Raw genomic sequence first — 12154 nt, 5'->3', positions numbered from 1 at the left:
ACAAATCCATTTCCATAAAAAAAGATTGGCCTCCGCCAATCTTTTTTACTATTCGTTTCGAACTGATTTTGGCGTTACACCTAGATGTTGATTCAACTTATTTGAAATATCTTTTACATTTTTTTCATTTGGAATGTAATAATAAATACCACCAATACGTTTATCCGTTCCTTCTATTTGCATCTTTTCCATTTGCAGATCTGATCCTGCCATATTTTTCGTAATAGCAAGCATATCATCAAATGTTAAATTTGTTTTCATATTTTTATCAACTGCATCAAGTAAAGAGCCCATTTTACTAATAGATTGAACAGACATTGCTTTTTTCGCAATTGCTTCAATTACAAGTTGTTGTCTTTGACCACGCATTGTATCACTGTCAATTTTACGCGTTCTCGCAAGTGCAAGTGCTTGCTCTCCATTTAAATGTTGGAAACCTTTTTCTAAATGGATCATACCTGCTTGGTCTTTACTATCTTGTTCTGTGAAAGTAACCGGTACATCAATATCGATACCACCAAGCGAATCTACAATTTGTACAAATGACTCGAAGTTAAACTTCACATAATAATCAACTGGAACATTTAAAAATCGTTCCACTGTATCTCGTGTACTTTCAACACCACCAAATACGTGTGCGTGTGTAATTTTATCTAATTTTTTTCTAGATGGAATATAAACACGTGAATCACGTGGAATACTTACTAATTTAACTGACTTATCATCTTTATTAATTGTCGCTAATAACAGTGCATCTGTCCGAACTGCTTCGCCGTATTGGCTTTTTCTCATTTCACTTCCGTCTACACCCATGATTAATATTGAAATATTATCCTTTAAAGGTTCAACTTCTTTATCACGCTTTGATGACTTATCAATTTTTGCATACGCATCACTTACAACAGCTTTTGCTTTGTTATATATAAACGATCCATATCCTACGCCTCCAAAAATAAGTAGGAAAAATGGAATTAAAATGAACCATTTTATTGACTTTCGTTTAGAACGTTTTTTATTGCTTCTCGTGTTTTGTTCTAATTCAGAGCTCATGTTCATTCTCCTCTCTTTCTCTTTTCCTAGTATAATGTATGTCTAGTAATCTTCATATTGAATTTCCTTTCAATCACCTTACATTTTTGTAAGGTTACATCATGAATCCAATATGTATTCCATTTCACATTATACTCTCGTGCTTATTTTTGGCAAGTCACTGTTTATCAACTTCAAAAATTCAACACTTCAAAACATTCAAATTCACAGATTTATCATTCTGTTATTTACAGGTAGTAAGAGGCTCGAATTTCAGTAAGAATAAAAGTCAAATTTTTGCCGTAAAAGCTCGATTAAAGGCTAATAATCAGTGAGAGATGAACACCCCCACTGATTAAAGTTTCACCTTATTATTTCTCATTTGGTGTGTATATCATTTGCTTCCCATTATTATTAATTAAAGCTGATTTTGCTTGTATTTTCGTTTTTTCTATTTCTACATCTTTATTTGAAAAATTCACAATAATTTTAATATCTTTTCCATATGAAGCAGATTGTACTAGCTTATCTTCTGACAGATATACAAAGTTCGTCATTTCTTCTTTTACTGCTTTTTCATGAACTTCATTCCAAACTTTCAGATGCTGTGTAATTTCTTTTTTATGCTTATTCCACTCTACTTCATCTAAATGGTACAACGGAGGAACATTATACAATAACTCATATAACATACGATTTCCAACTTCATCTTTCACCTTCAAACTTCCCCATTCCCAATGGTGCGTTGTAATAACGGAATCGTTGTATACTAATTTATATAATGGTACCGAATATACTGGATTTAAATATACTTGTCTATATTCTTCTTTCAACGGTACTTGTTTTGCATATTTTTCGGGAACATTTTGATTTGGTGACCAATATCCACCTACATAATACGGGCTTGTTTTGTTTTTTCTCATATCTTCATCGTCCCATTTAATTACAGGTGTTTCAATTCCATGAGCAAATGCAATCGTACTACTCGCAAAATCATTTCCGCCCTCAGAGCCAACTACCATACCTTTTTCTTGTGCAATATAATCCATTCGTTTTAATCTTGCTTGTAAATCTTGTTCTTGTGTCGTTAAATGTTTTGTTGAATAATCATCATAAATTTCGCCCGTCGCGTCACAATCAATAAACCATGAATTATATTTAGGGCCATTTTGTAATATATCATTCATTCGTTCTTTTACACTAGGAAGTGATAATGTCGGATTTAATTTTCGCCCTCTACCTAAAAACCCTTGTACCTTTTCTCCATTTTTCTTAGTTACAGTAGCCTCTTCGTATAATGATGGATCATTAAAGGAAGCTGTGTTCCAATTTTTATCACCTTGTTCGTGAATGGAATGATAAGAATCATACGGACCAACTAAATATCCCATTTTCTTAGCTTCTGTAACAAAATTAGGTTGCATATATCCTTGTTCCCAGTTCGGTAGACCAATCCACGCCTTGTCTATCCCGGCCTCTTTCATTTCCTTTATAATATCCGTTCCATCTGCATTACCCCATTTACTTACCTCTTCAACTGCATCACCGAGTACTGACTTTAGTAAATGTTTATTTAAGCTATACAGCTCTGTCTTCGATAAGTGATCTACACCTTTCTTTACTAACACACTAGCTTCCTGATCAACTTTCGGGAAAATATCATCTTTATACAATTCCTTCATTGATAATGCTTCGTTTACATAACGCAAAATAACATTTTTTTGATACTTATCAATGAAATCTTGTTTACTTACTTGTTCAAATACATTCAGCTCCCCAGGCTCTGAACTATTCTTTTGAATAAGCTCTTTTATATGGCTAAACAGCGGACTATTTATTTGCTCCCTTAGCTTTGGCCAATTTACATTACTTTCTGATAAACCATTTTGATTCCAAAAATAAAAATGACCTGCACCGTAAAGTTTTTCAATTTCTTTATTTTTTCTTGCCTTCTCTTGTAATGTTTTAAATTCACCTTTTTCAATAATATTGTCCTTGTATAGTTTTGCGATACTTACTGCATCATTATTTGTCACATATAATTGAAAGCCATATGTTTTATTTTTATTTATACTCGGGAATTCATGTGTAAAATCAAACCCTATTTTCGGATCTGAATGAAATTTCAATTCATTATTAAACATATTATTCGCAATATATACGATCGAATATTTAGAACCATTTAATGCAAAAAACTTCATAGAAAATGATTCAGCAAATGAATATGCATCATCCTTTAAAAACTTCTTCCAATTCTCATCATTACTTGGAATTTGCTTACCTTCCCATAACGGAAGTGTATAATTTTCAGCTTGTACTTTCGGCCATGTAAAACTTTCTGCACCAGTCGATTCCACTTCAATATTTAAGTGATCTTTTTTCTTTTCTAGATTCACTTTTACTTTTTGATCTGGATATTCCCAAGATGTGCGATCCTTGTCTTTTTTTACATTCGACACCTTCATTTTCGGTAACGGCTGTGACGCCTGTTCTTTTACACCATCATGTTCTACGGTTAACGTGAAAGTCTCTGGATTTACATCGTAAGTAAACTCTTTATACGTCGCTTTCTTTATTTTAGACTCTTGTACAGCATTGCTACCTTTTACATCGCACCCGACTAAAGTCGAAAGTGACATAGTTGTAAGAAGACATATTGCTATCATTTTTTTCATCTTCTGCACCTCCACCACTGAATATACAGGTGCTTTGTTACAGGAATGTGGCAAAAATCCGACTTTGAAATAGAATCACGTTCTGTTTGAGTAAAGTTGCAATAGCACATGAAATTACGCTAAAACAGAATTCTATTTGTATCGACGTTTTGATAAAGAATATCGACTTAGCTGCAAAATATGAAATTAATATCCTACCTATTAATAAAAAGCCGTCCCAAAAACCTTTGGGAACAGCTCTCTTAAAAGTATAATATTAAGTTCATTTCCACTAATTATAACTTCAAATAACTCCAGATTTCTTCACCTGAAAAAGTAACTGTATATAATATACCCTAGAACTAGCACTAAAATTACTAGCGCTGTACCTTTCCAATTCATACCACCTGTCATATCAACTGGACTAACTGATTCAGCTCTGTTTAATCCATCCTTTAAAGAACCGGTAGGGTTATTTTTCAATTCACTTTGCCTTATACGCTCTCTTTTTTCTTCTGGTGACTCTTTCTTCATACGATCACCTCCAAATGAATACACACTTTACTAAATTATACATTATTACTTTTCTTTTATATGCCAACTGAAAAGATATTTACAACAAAAAAAGCTAGCAATGCTAGCTTTTTATAGCCCTATATGTTCTTCTTTATTTACAGTAATTCCTCTATGATCGATTTCTAGCTCACACACTTTCATAGACGTAAATACTCTCGCTAATTGCTCAGCAATTTCTTGACGTTTATCATATGGCGTTAATATAAAAATGGATGGACCTGCACCACTAAGCGCTGTGCCGTATGCGCCAAACTCTTTTGCACATTTACGAATTGAGGGTAATAGCGGTACGAGTTCTAAACGATACGGCTCGTGAAAATGATCTCTTTCCATCATTTCCCCTACAACTTCCCACTTCTTTTGACAAAACGCAGCTACTAATACGTTGCTGATTGCACTAGCCTTAACTGCTTCATGAAACGGAAACATATCTGGTAATACAGATCGGCTTTCCTCTGTATTTAACTCTTCATTCGGAATAAGAGAAATTACGCCTAATTCCTTACTTTCAATTCTTACAACCGAAACGTTCTTTCCATCAAGTGCTCCGATTACAGTTCCTCCTAATATAGAAGCCGCAACATTATCTGGATGCCCTTCAAAATTTGTTGCAATTTGAACTTTTTGATCAGTCGTTAAGTTCAAATTGCCAAGTTGATTCGCAAGCTCTATCCCTGCTACAATTGCTGATGCACTACTTCCTAGTCCTCTTGTTAGTGGGATATTACTAGTAACTTCTATTATATAGGGTGATAAAGTAGGACTCACTTTACATGCCGTGCTAACGATTAAATTTTTATCATCCGTCGGAATTGAATCATCAAAGGAATGGATTACTTGCCATTTATCAGCTTTCTCTTTTACTACTACATTTAAATATAATGACAAAGCTATTCCTACTGAATCAAATCCAGGTCCAACATTCGCTGTACTAGCAGGAACACGAATACTTAATGGTATCACGACATAATCACCCCTTTAATATGTTCTTTAATTTGTTCTATATTATTTGAAACACTTGCAATGTCTAATGTATTAGAAGAAATTGCGATATCAGGATCTTTCAAGCCGTTTCCAGTTAAAACTGTAACAACTGTCTCTCCTTTTTTGATTTTTCCAGATTGAACATGTTTAATTACACCTGCTAATGAAGCATTTGATCCTGGCTCAGCGAAAACTCCTTCCGTTTTTGCTAATAATCTATACGCATCTAATATTTCTTCATCTGATACCATATCTATTTCACCGTGAGACTGTTCAGCAGCCTCTACTGCATATGGCCAACTTGCGGGGTTACCGATACGAATCGCTGTTGCAATTGTTTCAGGTTCTTCAATGACATGTCCTTTTACAATAGCAGCTGCTCCTTCCGCTTCAAATCCGTGAATTCTCGGCTTCTTATAGCCTTTTTCTTTCTCATATTCACAGAACCCTTTCCAGTATGCTGTAATATTCCCTGCATTCCCAACAGGAATAGCGAGAACATCTGGCGCTTTTTGCAACTGGTCACAAATTTCAAATGCCGCTGTTTTTTGCCCTTCAATTCGGTACGGATTCACTGAGTTTACTAATGTAATCGGCTCTTCCGCAGCAATATTTCTTACAGCCTTAAGTGCATCATCAAAATTTCCTTCTATTGAAATGATTTCAGCTCCGTAAGCGACTGCTTGCGCTAATTTTCCATGTGCAATCTTTCCTTCCGGGATTACGATTATACATTTCATTCCAAGGCGTGCCGCGTATGCTGCAGCCGATGCCGAAGTATTACCTGTTGATGCACAAATAATTGCTTCCGAACCTTCTTCTTTCGCCTTCGCAACAGCCATTACCATACCACGATCTTTAAAAGAACCTGTCGGATTCGCCCCTTCGTACTTACCGTATAACTGAATCCCTAATTGTTTTGATATATTTAATAGCGGAATAAGAGGTGTATTTCCTTCCATTAAGCTAACATCAGGTGTATTTTCATTCACCGGTAAATAAGAAGCATACTGTTTTAATAATCCTTTATACATATTGTTTTTCCTCCTCAATAATGTAATAACTGTTTATTTCACTTGCGACATTTTCTATCGCTCCTAGAACCCGTTCAAATTGATACTTTGAAGTTTGATGTGTCACAACAACGACTTCTGCAAGTTCACGATTTAAAGGTAATTGAATAACTTCTTTTAAACTTACAGAATAATTAACAAAACATTCTGTTACTTTTTGCAACATCCCAGGTTCATCTCGTAATGAAATACGTAAGAAATATTTCGAAACGACTTCTTCATCCCCCTGTAATTCATACGGTTCTGGTTCTTTTAATGCACTTTTATTTTTCTGAACTTGATTCATATTTTTAACGATTGAAATAATATCACTTACTACAGCAGAACCAGTCGGCAATTTCCCAGCTCCAGGTCCGTAAAACATTACTTCTCCTACCGCTTGACCGTGAACATATACTGCATTAAATTCATTATTTACATTCGATAATGGATGATGGCTTGGTAAAAGTGTCGGTTCTACACTTAAATGAATGGCTGATCCTTGTTTCTCTGCTTTCCCAATTAATTTCATAGTAAATCCTAACTTTTCTGCCATTTGTAAATCTTCTTTTTCGACCTTTCGAATCCCTCTTACTTGTACATCATCTAAAGAAACATTCATCGAAAAACCTAAGTTTGCAAGAATAGCTACCTTTCTCGCCGCATCTAGCCCATCTACATCTGCTGTTGGATCCGATTCTGCGAAACCTAATTTTTGTGCTTCTTGTAAAGCCTCTTCATACGACCATCCATTTTGACTCATCTTTGTTAACATGTAATTTGTTGTACCATTTACAATCCCCATTATTTTTTCAATTTGATCTGAAGCTAATCCGTCTGTTAATCCTCTTAACACCGGAATACCGCCCGCTACACTTGCTTCATAACATAAATCACAATCATTATCGTTCGCCAGTTGGAGAAGCTCTGCACCGTATACAGCCATTAAATCTTTATTTGCTGTTACGACATGTTTCTTATTTCGTAAAGCCTTAACAATATGTTGCTTTGCTTCTTTAATTCCGCCCATTACCTCTACTACAATATCAATATTTGGATCATTTAGAACTTCATCGACATGACTTGTTACTACAATCCCATCCATGCAAACATCACGTTCTTTTTCTACGTCACGTACAACGACTGTCTTTACCTTCACTTCATACCCTGTATCAAGTGCAATTTTTTTATAATGTTCTTTCAAAATATGGACAACACCACTTCCGACCGTACCTAAGCCTAACACCCCAACATTAATAACGTTATTCATCTTCTAATCTCCTCCTACATTTTTATTTTTTATCTCTATCAATCACCTTGCTCTGTTTTTTAATCATGCAGGTGGTGGTTATTTCCGTACGTACAAATCGTTTCATGTTACAGCACCTCCTTTCAAAGTAATAAAAAAACACACTCATCCCTAGGAAAGGGACGAATGTGTTTTCGTGGTTCCACCCTTGTTCCAATCCAGACTTATTTCCTTCTAGATTGCTCAAGTTCAGATAACGGCTGATTCCGTCAATAATTACTAGATTACTCGTTCACTATTGAAGTTCAAAGGTGGTAAAACCATTTCTCGTGTTAGGAAGCTCACACCCTAGACTTCCCTCTCTGTAAACCGTAAAAATGATCCCATGTCCTTATCGTTACTTTTTCGTTCATGTTTATTTGTTAACTCATTATACTCGTATAAACAACAAAATCAATACTATTTTTTAAATTATTTTAATTTTCAATCTCTGATTCCATAAAAAAACACACTCATCCCTAGGAAAGGGACGAATGTGTTTTCGTGGTTCCACCCTTGTTCCAATCCAGACTTATTTCCTTCTAGATTGCTCAAGTTCAGATAACGGCTGATTCCGTCAATAATTACTAGATTACTCGTTCACTATTGAAGTTCAAAGGTGGTAAAACCATTTCTCGTGTTAGGAAGCTCACACCCTAGACTTCCCTCTCTGTAAACCGTAAAAATGATTTCATGTCCTTATCGTTACTTTTTCGTTCATGTCTATTTGTTAACTTATTATAGTTATCAACTTTTTAAAAAGCAAGCCTATTTTTACTAACAATTTTCAAAATCAATTTCTATTATATTTTACAATAGTATTATGCCACTACCGCTCGATTTACCTATTTTGTTATTTCTCCACCTTGTACATCAATCCTTCATAATATAAATATCCCATTCTAAATCACGTACACATCCACTTTGTAAAACTATATGAATAAAGTTTTTTCAATACAATCTTTTCTTATAACTTTCTTCTAAAGAACGTGCAACGTCCTCTTCTGACGCATTCACTTTCGCATGTTCCATTAACATTTTTGCTGCTGAAGGTAACTCTTTTTTATGTAACCAAGATTCTGGATCCCACATCTTAGAGCGAATAAAAGCTTTTGCACAATGTATGTAGCATTCTTCTATTTCAACAACGATTCCAAGTAACGGATTACGTCCATTCGCCTGCATTTCTTTCAAAATTTCTTCATCGTTTGTAATATATGCTTTACCGTTTATTCGGAGTGTTTCCCCAAGACCAGGAATAAAAAAGATTAATCCTACGTGCGGATTCGAAATAATATTTAAAATAGAGTCTATGCGACGATTACCCGGTCTTTCAGGGATGATAATTTTATTTTGATTTAATACATATACAAATCCAGGTGCATCTCCTCTCGGCGAAGCATCACACTCTCCTAATTTATTTGCAGTAGATAATACTAGAAAAGGAGATTTAGACAGAAAATCTACACAATGGTGGTCTAGTGATGAAATAACTTTTTTCAAAGCTCGCTCACTTGGTTGCCCCAATATTTGTCGTAATTCTTCCTCTGTTGAAATAATCGATTTTATTTCCTTACTCTCTATCCCCACTTATAAACACTCCTTTTTCTTTATTTTCCCAAAATTCAATACGAATATTGTATAATAAAATTTGCAGAAAGGGGAATTAAAATGACAGAGTGGTTAACAATATTTGATCCTGAAAGAAATACACTTGGGAAGAAATTGCGTGATGAAGTGCATCGTGACGGTGATTGGCACGAAACATTTCATTGTTGGTTTGTAGAAAAAGATGCTGAAGATATGTTTTTATATTTCCAATTACGCTCTAAAAATAAAAAAGAAGCTCCGGGTATATGGGATATTACTTCAGCCGGACATATTATGCATGATGAAGATGTACAAATTGGTGGTCTTCGTGAAATTGAAGAAGAATTGGGGCTTTCTTTTCAAACGACTGATTTAGCATACAAAGGCATCTTTCAAATAGATTATGAAATTTCAAATCTTACAGATCGCGAGTTTTGTCATATGTATTTCCACAATGTCATCAATCCACTTCCATTTGTACCAGGTGAAGAAGTAGATGATGTAATGAAAGTACATGCAACCTCTTTTTTACAACTATTAAAAAAAGAGATTGCATCTTTTACGGCTATTTCTGTTTTAAGCAATAAACCGATAACGATAACATTTGAAGATATTTACCCTTATGACCTTCAATATTACGAATTTGTTATAAAACAAGGAAAAAAATCACTAAAAAAATAATAATTTATAAATAAAATAGGACCCCTAGTTTATAATATCCAGGGAGTCCTATTTTATTTATCATCATTGTTCAAGGAGCTTCAGCCTTTTCTCTACTTGTATAAATAAGCGAATAATTAACAACAGCATAACAATCATAACCGCTATCATTGTATGCGGATATCTAAACAGTATACTAATAACACTTCCAATTAACATCATGATGAAACCATTTTGTTTCATCACTTCTGCACTATACCTATTACCCGCATCCCATAGTTCCTTATTTTTCATAGATCGCTTCGTACGATAACCATATGCCGCGTTAATATCTGTCGGTGGATTTTTTTGAAGTATAAGTGCCGCAAGTATAAATATAACACCAATCAATATGCTCATTCCTATGTTTACTAGTGCCTCAATCAATTATATCCCCCCTACCTTACACTCTCATTATACGACACAACCCTATCGTTTCCAATTTATAACATATTCAATTTCTTTCTTTCGATGTCTGGAACATACTTGGAAGTGTTACAAAACGTGCCCCTTTCGTTTTTAACTGCGGAATGATTTTGTCTAGCGCATCTACAGATCCTTGTAAATGCCCACCTGGAGTTGAATGCTGCAGGATGACACTACCTGGAAATGAATTCCCTAACACATTATTTGTAATCGTATCGGCACTTACACCTTTCCAATCAACTGTATCAACACTCCACTGTACAATCATAAAATTTTGCTCTGTTGCCCACTTCAATTGATTTTCAAGTATTTCACCGTACGGCGGACGAATTAATTTCGGTGCATAACCAGCTAAACGATTTAATATTTCTTCTGTTTTTATAATTTGATTACGGTACTCAGCATCAGTTACTTTCGCTAAATTCGGATGGCTATACGTATGATTGCCAATTACATGCCCTTCATTCGCAATACGTTTTACTACATTTGGAAACTTCTCTGCATTTTCACCAAGCAAGAAGAAAGTCGCTTTTACATTATGTTGTTTTAACTTATCTAAAATTTTTGGCGTAAATTCTAAATCTGGTCCATCATCAAATGTAAGAGCGACTTCCGCTTTATTGTACGGTCCTGAAAATGCGTACGCATATTTTTCGACCCACGAAAATGGTGTCCACGATCCACGCTCATCAGCTTTCATTTGTACTTCATAGTTCCTTGGGATATATGCGTATGGCAATGAGCTTATATAGTCTCCATAATAAAATGAGCTATATGGCATATAGGCATACGAAACATCTCGTTCTAGTCCCCATTGATATGGAGCAAACATTTCTGACGAATAAAAATAATACATGATAAAAAACCTCCCTAAAATTTCATATGTGATTCATCTGCACTTTGTTAGAGAAATTGTTATTCATAAACAAAAATAAGACTGTCCATTATTGGGACAGTCCTATTACTCAATAAAATTAATACATTACTTTACTATCTCTCGGTAATGTTCTCACATGTTTTAAATAACTTGTCACTCTGTCATCATCACCTTGCGGGTATTGATATCCATAAGCGTTCGCAAATCCGTTCGCAACTTTCCTAAACATATCTCCCATTACAAAAAATGACTCCCATATGTCTTCATATTCTGCATTAGAAAATGTTTTCTTAAATTGCTCCCACACATCTTCTTCAAAGTATTGCTTAAAATGCTTCCCAAACTTCCCTGCATTAACTGTAAAATCTGTTTTCATACCAATATGCCATTCTAGCATTACGATGAACATATCTCGCACCGGACCATCAAGCATCCCTTTCACATAAGAAAGTTCTTCTCTCCATAACCCTTTTGCCACATTCGTACTACACCACCAAAATTCATTACAACAATCTAAAAACTCTTTTTCTGTAGGCATTTTTATTAAGTAGTCTTTATCGCTTGCAGGTGGAAATTCAACAATACAATTATCTTTATCCAGAAGTAGTTGACTTAAACTATCTTGTCCAACGAACTTATTTATCAAATCAAATGGAACGAGCGTTAAATCAATTCGATTTCCATCCATAAACTGCATTAAATATGGAAATTTTCCGTCTTCATCTGCTGGAACTAATGACATTTCTTCCGGCATTTGTACAATCATTATTTCTCCAAATCTATGAATCCAATTATGATTAGACGTAAAAGATTGTATATCATGTACAACATACATAATATCATAGTCTTGAAAACAATCTTTTTTCACATTTGGATTTATACGTGATCCATTCATGATAACAGCCCGAATTCTTTTATCCTCTTTTGCTGTATTAATAATTAAGTCTAGCATTTCTTTTTCAGTTCTCATCTATTCCTA

11 protein-coding genes and 2 other annotated features are annotated in these 12154 nt (G+C 34.6%); of the genes, 1 reads left to right on the top strand and 10 read right to left on the bottom strand.

Features of this window, described 5'->3' with window-relative positions:
- Positions 1–48 precede the first annotated feature (48 nt).
- The 7 genes from KZZ19_RS09575 to KZZ19_RS09545 all read right to left on the bottom strand — a co-directional run bounded on the left by KZZ19_RS09575 (position 49) and on the right by KZZ19_RS09545 (position 9173).
- Complete coding sequence (locus tag KZZ19_RS09575) at positions 49–1056, bottom strand: LCP family protein (protein ID WP_170930130.1); 1008 nt, start codon at positions 1054–1056, stop codon at positions 49–51.
- A gap of 344 nt (positions 1057–1400) precedes the next feature.
- Positions 1401–3704 (bottom strand): glycoside hydrolase, encoded by a 2304-nt coding sequence (locus KZZ19_RS09570; RefSeq protein ID WP_237980909.1) that lies wholly within the window; start codon positions 3702–3704, stop codon positions 1401–1403.
- A 303-nt stretch (positions 3705–4007) separates the two neighbouring features.
- The gene (locus KZZ19_RS09565) at positions 4008–4217 is read right to left on the bottom strand and encodes a DUF6366 family protein (RefSeq protein WP_237980908.1); all 210 of its coding nucleotides are present in this window, start codon (positions 4215–4217) and stop codon (positions 4008–4010) included.
- Between the two features lie 111 nt (positions 4218–4328).
- Positions 4329–5222 (bottom strand): homoserine kinase, encoded by an 894-nt coding sequence (gene thrB, locus KZZ19_RS09560; protein ID WP_088096074.1) that lies wholly within the window; start codon positions 5220–5222, stop codon positions 4329–4331.
- Positions 5219–6277: a threonine synthase gene (thrC, locus tag KZZ19_RS09555; protein WP_088096073.1), complete on the bottom strand. Its 1059-nt coding sequence runs from the start codon at positions 6275–6277 to the stop codon at positions 5219–5221. Before thrC ends, thrB begins: the two co-directional genes overlap by 4 nt.
- Complete coding sequence (locus tag KZZ19_RS09550) at positions 6270–7565, bottom strand: homoserine dehydrogenase (protein ID WP_237980907.1); 1296 nt, start codon at positions 7563–7565, stop codon at positions 6270–6272. Before KZZ19_RS09550 ends, thrC begins: the two co-directional genes overlap by 8 nt.
- Before the next feature lie 154 nt (positions 7566–7719).
- Positions 7720–7951 (bottom strand) — a binding site (T-box leader).
- A 115-nt stretch (positions 7952–8066) separates the two neighbouring features.
- Positions 8067–8298, bottom strand: a binding site (T-box leader).
- Positions 8299–8534: 236 nt separating this feature from the next.
- Positions 8535–9173, bottom strand: a complete 639-nt coding sequence (locus tag KZZ19_RS09545) for a pyridoxamine 5'-phosphate oxidase family protein (RefSeq protein ID WP_237981334.1) — start codon at positions 9171–9173, stop codon at positions 8535–8537.
- Positions 9174–9254: 81 nt separating this feature from the next.
- Here KZZ19_RS09545 and KZZ19_RS09540 point away from each other — a divergent pair, with 81 nt between their 5' ends.
- The gene (locus tag KZZ19_RS09540) at positions 9255–9854 is read left to right on the top strand and encodes an NUDIX hydrolase (protein WP_237981335.1); all 600 of its coding nucleotides are present in this window, start codon (positions 9255–9257) and stop codon (positions 9852–9854) included.
- A 63-nt stretch (positions 9855–9917) separates the two neighbouring features.
- Here KZZ19_RS09540 and KZZ19_RS09535 read toward each other — a convergent pair whose 3' ends face one another.
- The 3 genes from KZZ19_RS09535 to KZZ19_RS09525 all read right to left on the bottom strand — a co-directional run bounded on the left by KZZ19_RS09535 (position 9918) and on the right by KZZ19_RS09525 (position 12145).
- Positions 9918–10256 (bottom strand): SdpI family protein, encoded by a 339-nt coding sequence (locus tag KZZ19_RS09535; RefSeq protein ID WP_140392440.1) that lies wholly within the window; start codon positions 10254–10256, stop codon positions 9918–9920.
- 70 nt (positions 10257–10326) lie between these two features.
- Entirely contained in the window at positions 10327–11154 is an 828-nt protein-coding gene (locus KZZ19_RS09530) for a peptidoglycan-N-acetylglucosamine deacetylase (RefSeq protein WP_237981336.1), read from the bottom strand.
- A gap of 118 nt (positions 11155–11272) precedes the next feature.
- Positions 11273–12145 carry an aminoglycoside 6-adenylyltransferase gene (locus KZZ19_RS09525; protein ID WP_237981337.1) on the bottom strand — a complete coding sequence of 291 codons (873 nt, stop codon included), beginning with the start codon at positions 12143–12145 and terminating at the stop codon, positions 11273–11275.
- Positions 12146–12154: the final 9 nt, after the last annotated feature.

The sequence above is a fragment of the Bacillus thuringiensis genome, assembly GCF_022095615.2.
GTDB classification, from domain to species: Bacteria; Bacillota; Bacilli; order Bacillales; family Bacillaceae_G; genus Bacillus_A; species Bacillus_A cereus_AG.
The sequence above is the reverse complement of the archived record's forward strand: the minus strand, read 5'-3'. Positions and strand labels throughout refer to the sequence as shown.

What these genes read in the sequence shown, in the direction of transcription:
- KZZ19_RS09575 (WP_170930130.1), bottom strand. Translation starts at nt 1,056, where the DNA reads ATGAACATGAGCTCTGAATTAGAACAAAACACGAGAAGCAATAAAAAA.
- KZZ19_RS09570 (WP_237980909.1), bottom strand. Translation starts at nt 3,704, where the DNA reads ATGAAAAAAATGATAGCAATATGTCTTCTTACAACTATGTCACTTTCG.
- KZZ19_RS09565 (WP_237980908.1), bottom strand. Translation starts at nt 4,217, where the DNA reads ATGAAGAAAGAGTCACCAGAAGAAAAAAGAGAGCGTATAAGGCAAAGT.
- thrC (WP_088096073.1), bottom strand. Translation starts at nt 6,277, where the DNA reads ATGTATAAAGGATTATTAAAACAGTATGCTTCTTATTTACCGGTGAAT.
- KZZ19_RS09550 (WP_237980907.1), bottom strand. Translation starts at nt 7,565, where the DNA reads ATGAATAACGTTATTAATGTTGGGGTGTTAGGCTTAGGTACGGTCGGA.
- KZZ19_RS09540 (WP_237981335.1), top strand. Translation starts at nt 9,255, where the DNA reads ATGACAGAGTGGTTAACAATATTTGATCCTGAAAGAAATACACTTGGG.
- KZZ19_RS09530 (WP_237981336.1), bottom strand. Translation starts at nt 11,154, where the DNA reads ATGTATTATTTTTATTCGTCAGAAATGTTTGCTCCATATCAATGGGGA.
- KZZ19_RS09525 (WP_237981337.1), bottom strand. Translation starts at nt 12,145, where the DNA reads ATGAGAACTGAAAAAGAAATGCTAGACTTAATTATTAATACAGCAAAA.